The following is a 17719-nucleotide window of genomic DNA, read 5'->3' as shown; positions in this document are numbered from 1 at the left end:
ATCCTTTCAGCGAGCGGGTCGATACGGTTTACGAACGCGCCGGGTCCTGGAATTCGGCGAGCCGCTGCAGCAGCTTCACGGCCGCCGCGAGCTCGGCCTGTTCCGCCGCCGACAGTTGCGCGTGCAGCGCGCGGAACAGCCAGTCGTCCTTGGCCGCGCGGTTCGCTTGCAGCACCTTGCGGAAACCGGGCGTGAGCGCGATCAGCGTCTGCCGGCCGTCGGTCGGATCGGGCGCGCCGGCGACCGCGCCGAGCGCCTCCAGCGTCGCGACCGTCACGCGCATCGACTGCGGGCGCACGCTTTCGGCGCGTGCAAGCGCCGATACGGTCGCCGGGCCGTCGCGATCGAGCCGCAGCAATACCGATTTCTGCGACGACGTGAGGTCGTTCGGATGGGTCTGCTCCCGCATCCGCCGCATCAGCTTGCCGACCGAGATGCGGAGGTCGCCGGCGAGACCGGCCAGGGGGAGCGTGTCGGGGGGAGACGATGGCGAGTTCATCAATTCAAGATAACACATCGACAGTCAAACTGTACAGTTTGACTGTATATTTCATCGTGCAAGGAGCCGGCTGTCGCCCCCGTTTTCGGCACGCGGTCGTGTCCCGTTCGGCCGCGCGATCCGCCTCTGCGATAATGCGGGCTTCCCGTTTCCACCCCGCCTTCCGCCATGACGCAGCCGTCCGCCCCGCTCTCCACCGACCTGCCGCCGATCTCGTGCCTGCCCGGCGACGCGCTGCCGTGGCTGCCGATGAGCGCCGACCTGCCGGGGCTCGCGATCAAATACCTGCACATCAATGCGGCCGAGGACACGCTCACCGCGCTGCTGAAGATGCCGGCCGGCGGCAGGCTGCCGCGCCATCGGCACGACGGCGAGGTATTCGTCCATACGCTGCAGGGTGCGTGGCGCTACCGCGAATACGACTGGGTCGCGCACGCCGGTTCGACGGTGCTCGAACCGGCCGGCTCGGTACATACGCCGGAAACGCTCGGCGCGCCGGGCGAGGATGTGATCACGCTGAACGTGATGCGCGGCGACCTCGTGCTGCTCGACGACGACGGCCGCGAAACGGCGCGCGAGAACTGCCGCGTCGCGCTGCTGCGCCAGCGCAAGCATGCGCGTACGGCGCCGGATGCGGCCACGGCGTTCGTTACGCGGTAAGACTCGAGATAGGCGTCGGCGCGATCCGCGCGATGCGGCCGCACCCGGTTGCCAGGATGGCCACCGGCGTACTTCGCACGCGTCGCCGACCGCCCCGCTCGTTATCGAAAACGCCTGAAAAACCGCCGAATATCGTCGGCCAGCAAATCCGGCTCCTCCATCGCCGCGAAATGGCCGCCGCTCGGCATGTCGGTCCACTGCACCACGTCGAATACGCGTTCGAGCCAACTGCGCGGCGGGCGGCTGATTTCCCTCGGGAAGCGCGCGAAACCGACGGGCACCGCCAGGCGTTGCCCGGGGGTAAACCGCATCGGCTGCAGCCGGTTCTCCCAATACATCTGCATCGACGAGCCAATGCAGCCGGTGAACCAGTAGAGCGAGATGCCGGTCAACAGCGTGTCGTACGAAAACCGCCGCGCGACGTCGCCGTCGCAATCGCTCCACGCACGGAATTTCTCGGCGATCCACGCGGCCAGCCCGAGCGGCGAATCGTTGAGCGCGACGGCCAGCGTCCGCGGCTTCGTCATGTGGACGTGCGCGTACCCGCCTTCCAGCGCCGCCCAGTCGCCGCGCTGCTTCAGGAACGCCTGTTCGTCGTCGGTCAGCGGCCGCGCCGCGTCGATCGGCGGTTCGTAGCTGCCGGGCAGATAGTTCAGATGGATGCCGTCGACCACGCCCTCGTGCCGCGCGCCGAGCGCGACCGACACGCCCGCGCCCAGGTCGCCGCCCTGCGCGCCGAAGCGTCGGTAGCCGAGGCCGGCCATCAATTCCGCCCAGCAGTCGGCGACCTGGAGCGCCGATGTACCGGGCACCGCAGGCGCCGGAGAAAACAGGAAGCCCGGTAGCGACGGCGCGACGATGTCGAATGCGTCGTCCGGATCGCCGCCGAACGCGGCCGGATCGCACAGGCGATCGATCAACGCATGGAATTCGAATACGGAACCGGGCCAGCCGTGCGTGACGACGAGCGGATAGGGTTTCGGGCCTGTGCCGCGCCGATGCACGAAGTGCACGCGCCGGCCGCCGACGTCCGCGACGAACTGCGGCAGCCGATTCAGCGCGCGTTCCGCCGCGCGCCAATCGAAGCCGTCGGCCCAGTACGCGGCCAGCTCATGCAGCCACGCGCCGTCTACACCCTGCTGCCACGGCTCGGCAGGCGCCAGGTTCGGCGGGCGGGTGTCGTGCAGACGTCGACGCAGGTCGTCAAGTGCTTGATCGGGTATCGCAATGTCGAACGGCTCGGCGTGCATCGTGTCTCCTCGCGAAACATGTCGACGGGATTCTGCGCGATTTTCCCGACCGGCGCTGGCGGCATACGGCTGCGCCCGTCAGCCCGCTTCCCGCTCGCCCGCCCGCGCATCGCGCCGCAGCGCCTGCGGCGGCACGCCAAACCCGCGCACGAACGCGTCGCGCATGTGCCGGCGGTCGCGAAAACCGTTCTCCTTCGCGATCACGTCCAGCGGATGGCGGCTCTGTTCGATCATCAGCCGCGCCGATTCGAGCCGCAGCCGCTCGATCGCCTTCGCCGGCGACTGCCCGGTTTCGAGCGTGAACACGCGGCTGAACTGGCGCGGGCTCAGGTGCACGGCCTCGGCCAGCTCCTCGACGGTCAGTGCGCGGCCGAGATTCTGCCGCGCGTAGTTGAGCGCGTTCTGGATCCGGTCGGATTTCGGCGCCAGCTCGAGCATTTCCGAATGCTGCGACTGGCCGCCGGCCCGGCGCTGATGCATCACCAGCTTGTGCGCGACCGAGCGCGCGGCGTCGGCGCCGAGGTCCTTTTCCACCATCGCGAGCGCGAGATCGAGGCCGGCCGTCATCCCGGCCGACGTCCAGATCGGGCCGTCGACGATGAAGATCCGGTCGTCCTCGACGCGAATCTCCGGGTAGTGCCGCTGCATGTCGCGGCCGAACGCCCAGTGCGTGGTCGCGCGGCGCTGCGCGAGCAGCCCGGCCTCGGCCAGCACGAACGCGCCCGTGCAGATGCCGGCGATCCGCCGCGCCTGCCCGTTCGCGCGGCGCAGGTAGGCAACGACGCCGGCCGGCGCCGGCGAGGCGAGCGGATCGTTGACGCCCGCGACGATCCACGTGTCGACGCCGAGCCGCCCGCGCAGCGCGCGCGTGGCGACCGGCAGCCCGAGCGACGAGCGCACGTCGCCGCCGTCGACCGAATAGCTGTCCATCGCGTAGAACGGCGCGTCCATCCCCATGTTCGCGTACTCGAACACCGACTGCGCGGCGAGCGCCATGATCTGAAAGCCGTCGCTGATCAGAAAGCCGATTCGGTGCATCCGCGTTCTCCGGTTTCGTGCCGATTGGCCCCGATGTCCGAAATCATACCCATCTACGTCATTTGTGTCGCCGCGCTTCGAGGCCAGAATGCCTTCACGCCATCCGGCCATTCTCATCAAAACGGAGTACATCATGACGCAAGCACATCGCGGTACCGCTGTCATTACCGGCGCGTCGTCGGGCATCGGCGCCGTCTACGCGGACCGCCTCGCGCGCCGCGGCTACGACCTGATCCTGGTCGCGCGCAACCGCGACCGGCTGAGCGCCCTCGCCGAGCGCATCACGAACGACACGCAGCGCAGCGTCGAGATCGTCGACGCGGACCTCAACGACCGCGCGGCGCTCGCCGCCGTCGAAGCGAAGCTGAAACAGGACGCGAGCATCACGCTGCTCGTGAACAACGCGGGCATCGGCACGCATGCGCCGCTGCTCGACAGCGACGTCGACGCGATGACGCGGATGATCGACCTGAACGTGACCGCGCTCACGCGGCTGACCTATGCGGCCGTGCCCGGCTTCGTCGCGCGCGGCCGCGGCGCGGTGATCAACATTTCGTCGATCGTCGCGATCTCGCCGGAAACGCTGAACGGCGTGTACGGCGGCAGCAAGGCGTTCGTGCTCGCGTTCAGCCAGTCGCTGCATCACGAGCTCGCCGACAAGGGCGTGCAGGTGCAGGCCGTGCTGCCCGGCGCGACGGCCACCGATTTCTGGCAGACGGGCGGCCTGCCGCTGGAGCACCTGCCGAAGGAAATCGTGATGACGGCGCCGGACATGGTCGATGCGGCGCTGGTCGGATTCGATCGCGGCGAGCTCGTGACGATCCCTTCGCTGCATGCGGGTGACGAATGGGACGCGTACGAGGCCGCGCGCCGCACGATGGCGCCGCATTTGTCGGCCGATACGCCGGCCCCGCGCTACACTGCGGCTCGCTAGGTGTCGGCCGGGCCTGCGCCGCGCGGCGTGGCGCGCACGCCAAGCAGCATCGCGACCGCGCACGCGGCCAGCAATCCGGCGATCATCAGCATCGCCGCATCCATGCTGCCGGTGCGCGTGCGGATCACGCCGACGATCCACGGCGTGATCATCCCGCTCGATACGCCGATGCTGCTGATCAGCGCGATCCCGCCCGCTGCGCCGGCCCCCGCGAAATACGCGGACGGCACGGCCCAGAACACCGGATGCGCGGCGAAGATCAGCATCGCCGCGATCGACAGCAACGCGATCATCGCGACGATGCTCGGCAGGTGCAGCGTCAGCAACGCGAGCGCCACCGCGCCGCCGAACGCGCACGCGGCGAAATGCCGGCGGCGTTCGCGCTTGCGGTCCGAGCGCCGCGCGATCGCGATCAGGCCTGCCGCGCCTATCGCGTTCGGCACGATCGACAGCAGGCTGACGTGCACGACGTCGTGAATGCCGAATTCGCGAATCATCAGCGGCATCCAGAACAGCAGCATCAGCAACGCGGTCGTCAGCGAGAAATAGATGAACGCGAACAGGTAGGTACGCGGCTCGGCCAATACCCGCCGCAGCGAAGCAGCCGCGTGCGCGGGCGCACCGGCACGATCGGCGGCCAGGTCGGCCGCGAGCCGTTGCCGGTCGTCGTCGGACAGCCAGCGCGCGTGTTCGGGGCGGTCGCACAGCCAGAACCATGCGATCGCGCCGAGCAGGATCGCGGGCGCGCCCTCGATCGCGAACATCCATTGCCAGCCGTGCAGCCCGAGCACGCCGGACATCGCGCGCATCAGCCAGCCCGACAGCAGCCCGCCGATCATGCCGGCCACCGCGACGCCCGCATAGAAGATCGACAGCACCGACGCGCGCCGGCGCGCCGGATACCAGTACGTCAGATAGAACACCACCCCGGGGAAGAAACCGGCTTCGAACAGCCCGAGCAGGAACCGCAGCACGTAGAACTGCTTCGCGCTGTCGACGGTGATCATCGCGACCGACACCGCACCCCACAGGACCATGATCCGCGCGAACGTGCGTCTTGCGCCGAAGCGGCGCAGCAGCGCGTTGCTCGGCACCTCGAACAGCACGTAGCCGACAAAGAACAGTACCGCGCCGAGGCTGTACATCGCATCGGTCAGGCCGAGATCCTGCCGCATCTGCAACTGCGCGAAGCCGATGTTGCTGCGATCGAGAATCGACACGATGTAACAGACGAACAGGAACGGCACGATCCGGATGCCGATGCGGCGGTACAGCGCGTCGTTGCCGGGCGCGGCGGAACCGGACTCAGCCGCGTGCGCGGCGTCCGCTTGCAAGGGGATGGACATCGATCGTCTCCTCGATGGATGCGAATACGGGCCGGGCGGGAACCGCGACGCCAGTCGCCGCCGCCCACCGACGGCGACCGGCCAAAGCCGACGTTCAGCCGCGCCGCACGGATTCTCCCTTCACGCCCACCATCAGCGCCACGCCGCTCGCGACCAGCAGCGCGGCGAGCAGGTACACGGCGAGATCCATGCTGCCCGTGCGCGTGCGGATCATCCCGATCACCCACGGGCTGACGATGCCGCTCGTGATCCCGATGCTGCTGATCAGCGCGATCCCGGCCGCGGCCGCATTGCCGGACAGGTAGCGGGTCGGCACGGCCCAGAAGATCGGCAGCGCGGCAAAGACCAGCGTCGCCGCGACCGACAGGCACGCGAGCATCGCCGCGAAGCTGTGCAGGTGCAGCGTCAGCGCCGCAAGCGCGAGGCCGCCGCCGATCGTGCAGCATGCGAAGTGCTTGCGCCGCTCGCCGGTGCGGTCCGAGCGGCGCGCGATCAGCACCAGCCCCACCGCGCCCACCGCATTCGGCACGACCGTGTAGAGACTCACGGCCACGACGTCGGTCACGCCGAAGTCGCGGATCATCAGCGGCATCCAGAAGTTGAGCGTCAGCGACGCACAGGTCAGCGAGAAATAGATGAACGCGAACAGGTACACGCGCGGGTTCGCGAGCGCGGCCAGCACGCTGCGCCCGTCGTGCGCGCCGCCGTGTGCGCGGCCTTCGGCGCACAGCGCGGCGACGCGCGCCTTTTCGTCGGCCGTGAGCCAGGTCGCGTCCTGCGGCCGGTCGACCAGCAACGTGAACGCGGCGAACGCGAGCAGGATCGCCGGCGCGCCTTCGATCGCGAACATCCACTGCCAGCCGTGCAGGCCGAGCACGCCGCTCATGTCGCGCATGATCCAGCCGGACAGCAGCCCGCCGAGCACGCCGGCCACCGCGACGCCCGCGAAGAACACGGAGATCGCCGCCGCACGCCGGTTCGCGGGGAACCAGTAGGTCAGGTACAGCACGATGCCGGGGAAGAAGCCGGCCTCGAACACGCCGAGCAGGAAGCGCAGCACGTAGAAATGCGACGGCTGCGACACGAACATCATCCCGGTCGACGCGAGGCCCCACAGCAGCATGATTCGCGTGAACGTGCGGCGTGCGCCGAACCGCGCGAGCAGCATGTTGCTCGGCACTTCGCAAAACACGTAGCCGACGTAGAACACCGCGGCGCCGAGGCCGTACATCGCATCGCTGAAGCCGAGATCGTGCTTCATCTGCAACTGCGCGAAGCCGATGTTGATGCGGTCGAGAAACGACACGACGTAGCAGAGGAACAGGAACGGGACGATCCGCCACGCGATCTTGCGGAACAGCAGCGCATCGCCGAATGCGGATGCGGAAGTCGGCGCCGAAGCGCTCGCGTGCGCGAGCGTCGCTTCGGCGGGAAGCGATTGGGGCATGTCTCTCTCCAAACGGGCCGCGCGATATCGAGCGCGCGGCAGTCTCCGAGGGCGTGCATGCGCCCTGCTTTCTTGTGAGACCGGATACGGCTGCCGGCGCCGCGGCACGATACCGCCGCGAATGCCGCAACCCTCAGTGAAACGGCGAGGCGATCATGCGAATGCCGCCCCGCCGCGTGCGATTCACTCCTGCAGCGCGGCCCACATGTCCTTGTCGCGCTGCGCGGTCCAGATGCGCGGATGCGCGATGCCGCTCGCTTCGTCGAACGCGCGCGACACGTCGAACGGCAAACAGTGCTCGTAGATGAACACGTGGCCGAACTTCGGGTCCATCGCCTCGCGCGTGAGCGCCATCGCCGCCTTCAGGTCGAGATTGCGCTCGACGGCCTTGCGGCCCTGCGCGAGCAGCGTCGTCACGAAATCCTTCGTGTAGTCGAGGCCCTTGTTCACTTCGACCGGATTCAGCAGCGCGGGGCCGCGGCCGGGCACGAGCTTCTCGGCGCCCAGCGCGCGCAGCGCCTCGAGCGTGGCCGGCCACTGTTCGAGCTGTGCGTCGCCGCAATAGCACGCGGCGTCGTATTCGACGAGGTCGCCCGAGAACAGCACCTTCTGCGACGGCAGCCACACGATCGTGTCGCCCTTCGTGTGGCCCGAGCCGACGTGCATGATCTTCACTTCGAGCTTGCCGAGGAACAGCGTGATCTCGCGCTCGAACACGAGCGTCGGCCAGGTCAGCCCCGGCACCGTCTCGACGCCGGCGAACAGGCGCGGGAAGCGCTCGATCTCCGACTTCATGTCCGCCTCGCCGCGCTCGACGAGCATCTCGTACGTGCCGCGGCTCGCGATCACGTGCTGCGCGCCTTCGGCGAAGTACGCGGACGCGCCGAGCACGCGCACCGCGTGGTAGTGCGACAGCACCACGTGCTTGATCGGCTTGTCGGTCACGCTGCGGATCTTCGCGATCAGGTCCTGCGCCATTGCGGGCGTCGCGGTCGTGTCGACGATCAGCACGCTGTCGTCGCCGATGATCACGCCCGAGTTCGGGTCGCCTTCGGCGGTGTACGCGTACGCGTTCTCGGACAGCTTCGTCCAGGTGACTTTCTTCTCTTCCAGATCGGCTTGGGAGGCGAATGCTTTGGCCATTGTGCGTTCCGTGGCTGCGAGCCATGTGTTGAGGGGAATGAGCGGATCATCGGCTTGCGTTGAATATTTGTCAATGGCAAACGAGCTTGCTATTGTCTAATACGGGTAAACCTGCGGGCTGGCGCTGAAAACGGCGTCGGATACCATGCGGGGTTTCGTCAACGGAAGAATCATCGCGTGCAGAACCACGAAGTCAGCGCGGACGACGCGCAGCCCAAGGCGCAGCGCGGCATCCAGAGCGTCGAGGTCGGCGGCCGGCTGCTCGACGCGTTCGCGCGCCGGCGCAAGCCGCTCGGGCTGTCGGAACTGGCCGCGGCGGCCGAGCTCTCCACCGCGCAGGCGCACACCTATCTCGTGAGCCTGACGCGGCTCGCGCTGGTGAAGCGCGATGCGATCACCGGCAACTACGAGCCCGGCCCGCTGTCGCTGCGGCTCGGGCTGATGTCGATCGAGCGCCAGCCGGCCTACCGCGCGACGCTGCCGCATGCGGCGCGGCTCGCGGAAACGGTCGGCCTGAGCGTCGCGCTGTCGGTGCCGGGCGTGCTCGGCCCGACGATCGTGCGCATCGAGCACGGCGGCTATCCGCTGCACATGAACCTGCACGTCGGTTCGGTGATGTCGCTCGACACCACGGCGACCGGCCGGGTGTTCCGCGCGTTCGGCGACGCCGCGCACATCAACGCGATGGCGGCCAGCCAGGCCGGCGCGGGCGGTACGCTGGCGGGCGCCGAACGCGAGCCGGTCGTGCCGGATGCCGCTGCGCAACACGTCGAACTCGACGCGATCCGCGCGCGCGGCATCGAACGCAGCATCGACCGGCCGAGCCCGGGCGTCAGCGGAATGTGCGTGCCCGTCTTCGATGCGCACGGGCGCCTGCAGCTCGCGTTGACGGTCATCGGTTCGACGGGTTCGATCGATGTCGACTGGAACGGCCCGATCGCCGCGGCGTTGCGCGACGCGGCGCGGCAGGCCACCGCGTCGCTCGGTGCGGTGCGTGCGGAGCCGGCGCCCGCACCGGCGCCGGGCACCGCGCGCGTACCGCCCGCGCTCGCCGACGACGCGAAGGCGCAGCGCGGGATCAATGCGCTCGACAGCACCGGCGACCTGCTGCTCGCGCTGGTGTCGGCGGGCCGCGCGCTGCCGCTGCGCGATCTCGCGACGGTGGCCGGCATGCCGGCGGCGAAGGCGTTTCCGCATCTGGTCAGCCTGCAGAAGATCGGCCTGCTGAGCCGCGACGACGCCGGCTGTTTCGACGGCGGCCCGCTCGCGCAGGCGCTCGGCCTGATCGCGATGCAGCGCGTGTCGCCGACGCGCGACGCGGAAGCCGAGATCGTCGCGCTCGCCGGCGCGACCGACATGAGCGTGGCCGCCGCGACGCTCGGGCCGCTCGGGCCGACCGTGATCCGGCTGGAAGAATCGGCGCGGCCGCAGCACGTGAGCCTGCAGGTCGGCACCGTGATGTCCCTCGTCAATACGGCGATCGGTCGGGTTTTCGCGTCCGGCATGTCCGACGACGTGCTGGCCGACCTGCTCGCCGACGAGCCCGTGCGGCTCGCCGGCGCGCGCACCGCGCCGGACGACGCGGCCTTCCGCTCACGGCTCGCGGCGATCCGCGCGGACGAACTCGATTTCGCGTTCGACGCGCCGGTGCCGGGCATCGGCACGATTGCCGCGCCCGTGTTCGATCACACCGGCAGCATCCGGCTCGTGATCGCGATCATCGGCTCGTCGCGCGGCTTCCCGCGCGGGCCGGACAGCGCGCTGGCGCAGACGCTGCGCGCCGCGACGCGACGGCTGTCCTGGCGCTTCGGGTGGATCGGCCGGTAGCCGCGCCCTTTTCCCCGACGTACGTACGTTCGATTCCGCTTCTTTCTGCCCGCGACGCCGCGCCGGCACGGCGTCGTCACGCCTGCCCGACAACCGCGGGCCGCCAATGTTCATGTTGCGCAGCAGCAACATGAATTGTCAGTAATTCTCATATAACGAAATCGCATTTCACAAGGCGGGGCCGTTTCGTTATGATTAGGGTTATCCCTAACTCGCCACCTATATGGGGCTTCGTCATGCAAACGTCTAATGTCTCCGATCGTTCCACCCAATCCACTGGCTGGCTCGCACGCGTTGGCGAGCTGCTGGCGGAAGCCTGGGCACTGCACCTCGAGAACTGCGAAGTCATCGCTGAAGCGCACGCGCGCCTGCCGCGCTGAGCGGAGCGCCGGTCGCCTGATTCGCTTGCGCTGACGCGCGCCGACCGCAGCTGTTGCGCGGCGTATTGGACGGGCGCGCCGGTCATGTAGAAAGAGGCTGGGGTCGTCCTTCCCGGCCGGATACGCTCACCGCATCGGAAGCGTTTCAAGGTCGTCCCGAGGCCGTGTTTCAGGCCGAAGCCGGCGCCGATTCGCATCGGCGCGGATCGTCGTCAGGCGGTTGTCCGGGCGGGAAGCCATTCTTCCCTTCCTGCGCGCGCTGGCGCCGGGCCATGCCGGACGGAAGATTCATCCGTTTTTGTGCTCCCGCGGGCCGTCTGCCCGGCGTGCCTTTCCTGTAAGCCGTTCGCCGGCTTTTCTCCGCGCCCGGGTCCGATCGCACCCGCCGTCGTTACAGCGACGGCCGCGCTCCTGTCTCTCCCCGTCACACCTGAATCGAAGGCACGTCCTTCATGCACCGCAGCGCGAACATCGAACGGCTGTGGCGGATGCTCGAAATCCGGTACAGCTTTTCGCGCAGGAAGCGCTCGTAGCCGGCCGTGCCGTCCACCGCGACCTTGATCCAGTAGTCGTACTCGCCCGACACCAGATACGCCTCGAGCACCTCGGGCAGCGCCGCCAGTTCGGCGCCGAAGCGCGCCAGCGCGTCGTCTTCATGGCGATCGAGCGTGACTTCGAGAATCACGATGTCCGCATAGCCGAGCTTGCGCTGGTTGACCAGCGCGACATAGCCGTCGATGTAGCCGTCGAGTTCGAGTTGCCGCGTGCGGTTCCAGCAGGCGGTGGTCGACATGCCGATCTGTTCGGCCAGTTCGGCGTTCGACAGACGCGCATTTTTCTGCAATGCACCGAGGATCTTGCGGTCCTGATTGTCGAGCGTTTTCGGCGTGCGTTCGCGGGTAGCCATGATGAGAAGAATCTTCTACTAAAAATGGGCATTCTATCTGAACGACATTCCGGTTTCAGGTCTGTTTTGCTGGAAAACAGGAAGCCTTTTAACCGGGCCGCTTGATACATTTTCTCCATGCCTGCTGCCCGGCACGCTCCCCGCGATCACCCCCTCGCAACGGGACGCACGGCCGCAATCACGAGTTGCGGTGCCGGCCGGCAGGCATGCGATTCCCCGCCGCCCGCACGCCTATCCGACCGCGTGCGGGGCCGGTGCCTGCTTCCCCGTTCCTGCCCGTCCGTCATGTCGTTCAAGCTTTATCTGTCGTTCCTCGCTGCTTCCGTCGTCCTCATCTACGCACCCGGCCCCGTCAACCTGCTCACGATGAACCAGGCGCTGCGCACCGGCTGGCGCCGCGCGCTGCCGTGCGTCTGGGGCGGCACGCTCGCCGTGCTGCTGCAACTCGCGCTGACCGCGCTGTGCCTGAATTCGCTGGTCCACCTCGACGAACACGCGCTCACCGTGCTGCGCTGGGCCGGCGCCGCGTATCTCGTGTGGCTCGGCGGCAAGCAATGGCTGAGCCGCACGCCGGCCGGCGCAGCCGCGGCGCCGGCCGAGGCCGGCATCACCGGCACCGGAACGGCAATCGCCGCGCCGGACGCCGACACCGGACGCACGCTATTCTGGCGCGGCGTCGCGACTTCCGGTCTGAATCCGAAGACGCTGCTGTTCTTTCCGTCGTTCTTTCCGCAGTTCATCAGCCCGACTGCCGACTGGAGCCTGAACCTTCAATACCTGCTGCTCGCCGCGACGTTCGCGCTGCTGTTCGCGGGCGGCGTCGCGTCGATGGCGCTGTTCTCGCACCGGCTGAGCCGCGCGTTGCAGCGGCCGGCGCGGATGCGTGCGATGAACCGCGTGACGGGCGGGCTGCTCGTCGGAATGGGCGCGATCATGGTCGGCTGGAACTGAGCACCGCCGACGCGTTTCTTTCCACGCGGCCGCACGACCGCACGCCCCGCACCGGCGGCGACGCCGCCAGTACAATCGCGCGATGTCCGAATTGCTCACTTACGGCGGCCTGTTCGCCGTGTCGATGGTCGCCGCGACCCTGTTTCCGCTCCAGTCCGAAGCCGTGCTCGCCGGCCTGCTGCTCGCCGGCCGCGAACCCGTGTGGGCGCTGGTGCTCGTCGCGAGCGTCGGCAATGTCGCCGGCTCGGCGATCAATTGGGCGCTCGGGCGCGGCATCGAGCACTTTCGCGAGCGCCGCTGGTTTCCGGTCAAGCCGTCGGCGCTGGCGCGCGCCGAGGGCTGGTATGCGCGCTACGGCCGCTGGTCGCTGCTGCTGAGCTGGGCGCCGGTGATCGGCGATCCGCTGACGATGATCGCCGGCGTGCTGCGCGAGCCGCTGCCGACCTTTCTCGTCATCGTGACGATCGCAAAGGTCGGCCGCTATCTGGCCGTCGCGTGGCTCGTCACGCACTGACCTCCGCCCTCCCTTCGCCCGCCTGCCGGTCCGCGATGCGCGACAGCCGCTAAAGATTTCGCGAAAGTTGCCGTATTAACGGGTCCACGAGCGGTGACGCGTGCGTTCCGCCCCCTCTCACTCCACTCAGGATGTTCCATGAGACTGACCCAATTGGGCCGGGTGAGCGTCGGCGCGCGTCTGGCCGCGCTCGCGTGCACGCTCGTCGCCCTGCTGTTTACCGTGTTCGCGTGGACGCTCGCCCATTTCGCCGGCCAGCAGCTCGCCGAAGAAGCGCACCTGCGGATCGACGACAGGGAGCAGTCGATCCGCGCGATGGTCGACCTGTTCGACAAGGCGCTGACCGCCGAAGCCAGCCGTTCGATGTCGCTGTTCGCGAGCTTCCTGCCGGCCGACTTCTCGCTCGACCCGGCACGCACGGTCGATATCGGCGGCGTCGCCGCGCCGACCCTCTTCGCGGGCGGCCAGCCGCTCGACCTCGATTACTCGATTCCCGACCAGTTCCTGAAGAAAAGCGGCGCGATCGCGACGATCTTCGCGCGCGACGGCGACGACTTCGTGCGCATCACGACGTCACTGAAGAAGCAGGACGGCGCGCGCGCCGTCGGCACCAAGCTCGACCGCGCGGGCCCCGCGTATGCGCCGCTGGTCGCGGGGCGCAGCTATACGGGCCTCGCGAAGCTGTTCGGCCGGTCGTACATCACGCAGTACAAGCCGGTGACCGACGCGACCGGCCGCGTGATCGGCGCGCTGTTCGTCGGCCTCGACATCGGCGCCGAGCTCAAGCTGGTCGAGGACGGCATCCGCTCGCTGAAGATCGGCGACAACGGCTACTACTTCGTGCTCGATGCATCGCAGGGCCCGTCGCGCGGCGCCTTCGTCGTGCATCCCGACGCGGCGGGCCAACCGGCCGACAACACGCGCGCGCCCTACGCGCAGATGCTCGCGACGGCCCAAGGCCGGCTCGCATACACGTCGACCGACCCGGCCGCGCACGACGCTGGCCCGACCGCGAAAGTCGTGTCCTTCACGACGATTCCGCAGTGGCAATGGCTCGTCGGCGGCATCGCGCTCGACGACGAACTGCTCGCCACGATGCGCGCCACCCGCAACCGCTTCCTGATGATCGGCGCCGTGCTGGTCGCGGCGTTCGCGACGCTGTTCGTGATCGTCGTGCGTCGCGTCGTGAGCCGGCCGCTGGAAGCCGCCGCCCGCGCCTCCGAGCGCTACGCGGCAGGCGATCTCAGCGTGCGCATTCGCGACAGCGCGGGCGCGGTCGAGCAAGGCAGCGCGGGCAACGACGAGATCGGCCGGCTCGTGCAGGCGGTCGACGGGATCGGCGACGGCCTCGCGCGCATCGTCGCACAGGTGCGCAACAGCGCGGCCGACATCGCGCACGGCACGGTCGGCATCGCGGCCGGCAGCGGCGACATCGCCGCGCGGATCGCGACGCAGGCGAGCAGCGTCGAGCAGACGGCCGCGAGCATGGAGCAGATCACCGCCGCCGTGCAGCAAAGCGCCGAGCACGCGGCGCAAGCCAACGCGCTGGTCGCGGACGCATCGGCCGCCGCGACGAACGGCGACGCCGCGGTGCAGCGCGTGGTCGCGACGATGGACGACATCGGCCGCGCGACGCGCCGGATCGCGGAGATCACCGGCGCGATCGAAGGCATCGCGTTCCAGACCAACATCCTCGCGCTGAACGCGGCCGTCGAGGCCGCCCGCGCGGGCGAACACGGCAAGGGCTTCGCGGTGGTCGCGGCCGAGGTGCGCGCGTTGGCGCAGCGCAGCGCGGCCGCGGTCAAGGAGATCGACGCCCTGAGCGCCGAATCGTCGACGACCGTCGAACAGGGTTACCGGATCGCGGACGCCGCGCGCGGCACGATGCGCGACATCGTCGCGCGGGTCGACCAGGTCCGCACGCTGATCGGCGAGATCAGCGCGGCGTCGCGCGAACAATCGACCGGGATCGAGCAGGTGAACCTGGCCGTCACGCAGATCGGCGAAGCGACACAGCAGAATGCGACGCTGATCTCCGATGCCGAGCGCGCGGCCGTCGCGTTGCGCGACCAGGCCGCGCAGTTGTCGGACGCGGTCAGCGTGTTCCGGCTCGAACGCAACGCGTGACGGGCGACCGATGATCGACCTGGGCCGGGCGGCTGGCTTACTTCTTGTCGCCCGCCAGGTCGATCGCCTTGTCCGAGCCGACCGCATGGCGCAGCTGGAACTTCTGGATCTTGCCGGTCGATGTCTTCGGCAGCTCGCCGAAGCGCACGACCTTCGGCACCTTGAAGCCCGCGAGCAGTTGCCGGCAGTGCGCGACGATCTCCGCCTCGGTCGCGCTCGCGCCTTCGCGCAGCTCGACGAACGCGCACGGCACCTCGCCCCACTTCGGGTCGGGCATCGCGACGACGGCCGCGACCGCCACCGCCGGATGCCGGTACAGCGCGTCCTCGACCTCGATGCTCGAGATGTTCTCGCCGCCCGAGATGATGATGTCCTTCTTGCGATCCTTGATCCGGATATAGCCGTCCGGCATCAGCACCGCGAGATCGCCGGTATGGAACCAGCCGCCGTGGAACGCCTCGTCGGTCGCCTTCGGGTTCTTCAGGTAGCCCTTCATGCAGATGTTGCCGCGGAACATGATCTCGCCGAGCGTCTCGCCGTCGGCCGGCACCGGCGTCATCGTGTCGGGATCGAGCACCGTCGCGCCCGCTTCGAGGTGGTAGCGCACGCCCTGGCGCGCATTGAGCCGCGCGCGTTCCTCGTCGGAGACGGCGTCCCAGTGCGCCTGCTTCGCGCAGACGGTCGCCGGGCCGTAGACCTCGGTCAGCCCGTACACGTGCAGCAGGTCGAAGCCGATTTCCTTCATTTTCGCGATCACGGCCGGCGCGGGCGCCGCGCCGGCGACCATCGCGTGCACCGTATGGTCGATCCCCGCGCGCAACTCGGCCGGCGCGTTCGCGATCGCGCTCTGCACGATCGGCGCGCCGCAGTAATGCGTGACGCGCTCGCGGCGGATCAGGTCGAACACGGTCTTCGCGTCGAACTTGCGCAGGCACACGTTCACGCCCCCGCGCGCCGCGACGGCCCACGGGAAACACCAGCCGTTGCAGTGAAACATCGGCAGCGTCCACAGATACACCGCGTGCTTCGGCATGTCCCATTCGAGGATGTTGCTGATCGCCGCGAGATACGCGCCGCGATGGTGGTAGACGACGCCCTTCGGATCGCCGGTCGTGCCCGACGTGTAGTTCAGCGCGATCGCCTCCCATTCGTCGGCGGGCGGCGTCCATGCGTAGCCGGCGTCGCCGCCCGCCACGAATGCCTCGTAGTCGGTCGCGCCCGCGAAACGGTCGGGGTCGGCCGGCATCGCGTCGGCCACGCTGACGATCTTCAGGCCCGGCACCTCGAGCGCCGCGCGATGTGCGAGCTCCGCGTATTCGGTGTCGACGATCAGCACCTTCGCCTCGCCGTGACGCAGCATGAACAGCACCGACGACACGTCGAGCCGCGTGTTGATCGTGTTCAGCACGGCGCCGGCCATCGGCACGCCGAAGTGCGCCTCGACCATCGCCGGGATGTTCGGCAGCAGCGCCGCGACCGTGTCGCCGCGACCGACACCGGCCTGCGCGAGCGCGCTCGCCAGCTGCTTCGCGCGCGTGCAGGTCTCGCCCCACGTGCGCCGCACGTCGCCGTGCACGATCGCGAGGCGCTCGCCATAGACTTCGGCCGCGCGGATCAGGAAATCGATCGGCGTGAGCGGTACGTAGTTGGCATCGCGGCGGCCGAGCCCGGCCTCGAACATCTGCGTCATGATCCTGTCTCCCGTGTTCTGTCGACCGGGATGCGTGCACCCCGGATCGTCTTGATGTGGTTCAATGGCCGACAGCCTAACGGGCGCTATTGTGAGCCGTCTGTCGTCGAAACGACAGAGTGCCGCTCAGGCGCTGCGCGTTATCCCTATCCTCGCAAACCCGCACCCATGCACGACCATCCCGACGCGGCCGCCCGGCCAGCCGATACGCTCCCCGAACCGGGCCCGCTGCCGCCGCTCGCGACGCTGTTCGGCCAGTGCGCGTGGTTCCGCACGCTGGCGCCCGAACACCAGGCGCTCGTGCTCGCCCAGTCGCACGTCGTGCAGTGCGACGCCGGCGACGTGATCGCGCGCCGGCTCGCGCCGTCCGCATACTGGATCGGCGTCCATCAAGGGCTGCTGAAGCTCGCGATCTTCAACGTGTCGGGGCGCGGTTGCACGTTTTCCGGCGTGCCGTCGGGCGGCTGGTTCGGCGAAGGCAGCGTGATCAAGCGCGAGCTGCGCAAGTACGAGGTCGTCGCGATCCAGCGCTCGACCGTGCTGTTCGTGCCGGTCGACACGTTCCATGCGCTGCTCGACACGAGCCTGCCGTTCACGCGCTTCGTGATTCATCAGCTGAACAACCGGATGGGCGAATTCATCGCGTCGATCCAGAACAGCCGGCTGCTCGACGTCGACGCGCGCGTCGCGCAGGCGCTCGCGCAGCTCTTCAACCCCGCGCTGTATCCGGATACCGGCCCGTCGCTGTCGATCTCGCAGGAGGAACTGGGGATGCTCGTCGGCGTGTCGCGCCAGCGGATCAACCAGGCGCTGCAGCAGCTCGAGAAGCTCGGCGCACTGCGGCTCGCGTACAACCAGATCGAGGTCGTCGATCTCGACGCGCTCGCGCGCTTCGGCATGGAGCAGCTGTGAGCGCCGCCCGCTGCACGAAACCGTCGCCATCGCGGCCGCGCATTCCGTCTGCGGAATCGGCCGAAGGCCGGCGTGCCCCAACCTGACCATTCCG

The 17719-nt window shown here is 68.7% G+C and carries 16 protein-coding genes; 8 read left to right on the top strand and 8 right to left on the bottom strand.

Annotated features, from left to right (window positions below; genetic code table 11):
* Positions 1-28: 28 nt before the first annotated feature.
* Complete coding sequence (locus HWX76_RS32310; RefSeq protein ID WP_050010989.1) at positions 29-499, bottom strand: MarR family transcriptional regulator; 471 nt, start codon at positions 497-499, stop codon at positions 29-31.
* 168 nt (positions 500-667) lie between these two features.
* On the opposite strand from HWX76_RS32310, the gene HWX76_RS32305 reads away from it, so the two are divergent.
* On the top strand, positions 668-1159 hold the full coding sequence (locus HWX76_RS32305) for a 2,4'-dihydroxyacetophenone dioxygenase family protein (protein WP_124630260.1): 492 nt from the start codon (positions 668-670) through the stop codon (positions 1157-1159).
* 101 nt (positions 1160-1260) lie between these two features.
* Here HWX76_RS32305 and HWX76_RS32300 read toward each other — a convergent pair whose 3' ends face one another.
* Both HWX76_RS32300 and HWX76_RS32295 read right to left on the bottom strand, forming a co-directional pair.
* Positions 1261-2409, bottom strand: a complete 1149-nt coding sequence (locus tag HWX76_RS32300) for an epoxide hydrolase family protein (protein WP_089489342.1) — start codon at positions 2407-2409, stop codon at positions 1261-1263.
* A gap of 78 nt (positions 2410-2487) precedes the next feature.
* Positions 2488-3447 (bottom strand): GlxA family transcriptional regulator, encoded by a 960-nt coding sequence (locus tag HWX76_RS32295; RefSeq protein ID WP_050010986.1) that lies wholly within the window; start codon positions 3445-3447, stop codon positions 2488-2490.
* 133 nt (positions 3448-3580) lie between these two features.
* On the opposite strand from HWX76_RS32295, the gene HWX76_RS32290 reads away from it, so the two are divergent.
* Positions 3581-4381, top strand: a complete 801-nt coding sequence (locus HWX76_RS32290; RefSeq protein WP_050010985.1) for an SDR family oxidoreductase — start codon at positions 3581-3583, stop codon at positions 4379-4381.
* Here HWX76_RS32290 and HWX76_RS32285 read toward each other — a convergent pair.
* The 3 genes from HWX76_RS32285 to HWX76_RS32275 form a co-directional block, all read right to left on the bottom strand.
* Entirely contained in the window at positions 4378-5727 is a 1350-nt protein-coding gene (locus HWX76_RS32285) for an MFS transporter (protein ID WP_050010984.1), read from the bottom strand. The genes HWX76_RS32290 and HWX76_RS32285 overlap by 4 nt on opposite strands.
* 94 nt (positions 5728-5821) lie before the next feature.
* The gene (locus HWX76_RS32280) at positions 5822-7174 is read right to left on the bottom strand and encodes an MFS transporter (protein ID WP_050010983.1); all 1353 of its coding nucleotides are present in this window, start codon (positions 7172-7174) and stop codon (positions 5822-5824) included.
* 183 nt (positions 7175-7357) lie between these two features.
* Positions 7358-8317: an MBL fold metallo-hydrolase gene (locus HWX76_RS32275; protein ID WP_176016883.1), complete on the bottom strand. Its 960-nt coding sequence runs from the start codon at positions 8315-8317 to the stop codon at positions 7358-7360.
* A 177-nt stretch (positions 8318-8494) separates the two neighbouring features.
* Here HWX76_RS32275 and HWX76_RS32270 point away from each other — a divergent pair, with 177 nt between their 5' ends.
* Both HWX76_RS32270 and HWX76_RS32265 read left to right on the top strand, forming a co-directional pair.
* On the top strand, positions 8495-10144 hold the full coding sequence (locus HWX76_RS32270; RefSeq protein ID WP_050010981.1) for an IclR family transcriptional regulator C-terminal domain-containing protein: 1650 nt from the start codon (positions 8495-8497) through the stop codon (positions 10142-10144).
* Between the two features lie 236 nt (positions 10145-10380).
* Positions 10381-10524, top strand: coding sequence for a hypothetical protein (locus HWX76_RS32265; RefSeq protein ID WP_226134863.1), 144 nt, complete (start codon positions 10381-10383; stop codon positions 10522-10524).
* A 424-nt stretch (positions 10525-10948) separates the two neighbouring features.
* Here the strand turns inward: HWX76_RS32265 and HWX76_RS32260 are convergent, their stop codons facing one another.
* On the bottom strand, positions 10949-11431 hold the full coding sequence (locus HWX76_RS32260) for an Lrp/AsnC family transcriptional regulator (RefSeq protein ID WP_006479115.1): 483 nt from the start codon (positions 11429-11431) through the stop codon (positions 10949-10951).
* A gap of 285 nt (positions 11432-11716) precedes the next feature.
* On the opposite strand from HWX76_RS32260, the gene HWX76_RS32255 reads away from it, so the two are divergent.
* The 3 genes from HWX76_RS32255 (at position 11717) to HWX76_RS32245 (ending at position 15023) form a co-directional block, all read left to right on the top strand.
* Entirely contained in the window at positions 11717-12382 is a 666-nt protein-coding gene (locus tag HWX76_RS32255; RefSeq protein ID WP_124650839.1) for a LysE family translocator, read from the top strand.
* Positions 12383-12464: 82 nt separating this feature from the next.
* Positions 12465-12896, top strand: a complete 432-nt coding sequence (locus tag HWX76_RS32250) for a YqaA family protein (RefSeq protein WP_050010979.1) — start codon at positions 12465-12467, stop codon at positions 12894-12896.
* Positions 12897-13034: 138 nt separating this feature from the next.
* Entirely contained in the window at positions 13035-15023 is a 1989-nt protein-coding gene (locus tag HWX76_RS32245; RefSeq protein ID WP_176016882.1) for a methyl-accepting chemotaxis protein, read from the top strand.
* Between the two features lie 37 nt (positions 15024-15060).
* Here HWX76_RS32245 and HWX76_RS32240 read toward each other — a convergent pair whose 3' ends face one another.
* Entirely contained in the window at positions 15061-16713 is a 1653-nt protein-coding gene (locus HWX76_RS32240; protein WP_050010977.1) for an acyl-CoA synthetase, read from the bottom strand.
* A 168-nt stretch (positions 16714-16881) separates the two neighbouring features.
* Here HWX76_RS32240 and HWX76_RS32235 point away from each other — a divergent pair, with 168 nt between their 5' ends.
* The gene (locus tag HWX76_RS32235) at positions 16882-17625 is read left to right on the top strand and encodes a Crp/Fnr family transcriptional regulator (RefSeq protein WP_050010976.1); all 744 of its coding nucleotides are present in this window, start codon (positions 16882-16884) and stop codon (positions 17623-17625) included.
* Positions 17626-17719 lie beyond the last annotated feature (94 nt).

Source organism: Burkholderia sp. BCC0398 (assembly GCF_902833245.1).
Taxonomy (GTDB): Bacteria; Pseudomonadota; Gammaproteobacteria; order Burkholderiales; family Burkholderiaceae; genus Burkholderia; species Burkholderia sola.
Note: the sequence above shows the minus strand (reverse complement) of the source record. Positions and strands in the feature narration are given on the sequence as shown.

Coding starts and splice junctions, on each gene's coding strand:
- HWX76_RS32310 (WP_050010989.1), bottom strand. CDS start 499: ATGAACTCGCCATCGTCTCCCCCCGACACGCTCCCCCTGGCCGGTCTC.
- HWX76_RS32305 (WP_124630260.1), top strand. CDS start 668: ATGACGCAGCCGTCCGCCCCGCTCTCCACCGACCTGCCGCCGATCTCG.
- HWX76_RS32300 (WP_089489342.1), bottom strand. CDS start 2,409: ATGCACGCCGAGCCGTTCGACATTGCGATACCCGATCAAGCACTTGAC.
- HWX76_RS32295 (WP_050010986.1), bottom strand. CDS start 3,447: ATGCACCGAATCGGCTTTCTGATCAGCGACGGCTTTCAGATCATGGCG.
- HWX76_RS32290 (WP_050010985.1), top strand. CDS start 3,581: ATGACGCAAGCACATCGCGGTACCGCTGTCATTACCGGCGCGTCGTCG.
- HWX76_RS32285 (WP_050010984.1), bottom strand. CDS start 5,727: ATGTCCATCCCCTTGCAAGCGGACGCCGCGCACGCGGCTGAGTCCGGT.
- HWX76_RS32280 (WP_050010983.1), bottom strand. CDS start 7,174: ATGCCCCAATCGCTTCCCGCCGAAGCGACGCTCGCGCACGCGAGCGCT.
- HWX76_RS32275 (WP_176016883.1), bottom strand. CDS start 8,317: ATGGCCAAAGCATTCGCCTCCCAAGCCGATCTGGAAGAGAAGAAAGTC.
- HWX76_RS32265 (WP_226134863.1), top strand. CDS start 10,381: ATGCAAACGTCTAATGTCTCCGATCGTTCCACCCAATCCACTGGCTGG.
- HWX76_RS32260 (WP_006479115.1), bottom strand. CDS start 11,431: ATGGCTACCCGCGAACGCACGCCGAAAACGCTCGACAATCAGGACCGC.
- HWX76_RS32255 (WP_124650839.1), top strand. CDS start 11,717: ATGTCGTTCAAGCTTTATCTGTCGTTCCTCGCTGCTTCCGTCGTCCTC.
- HWX76_RS32250 (WP_050010979.1), top strand. CDS start 12,465: ATGTCCGAATTGCTCACTTACGGCGGCCTGTTCGCCGTGTCGATGGTC.
- HWX76_RS32245 (WP_176016882.1), top strand. CDS start 13,035: ATGAGACTGACCCAATTGGGCCGGGTGAGCGTCGGCGCGCGTCTGGCC.
- HWX76_RS32240 (WP_050010977.1), bottom strand. CDS start 16,713: ATGACGCAGATGTTCGAGGCCGGGCTCGGCCGCCGCGATGCCAACTAC.
- HWX76_RS32235 (WP_050010976.1), top strand. CDS start 16,882: ATGCACGACCATCCCGACGCGGCCGCCCGGCCAGCCGATACGCTCCCC.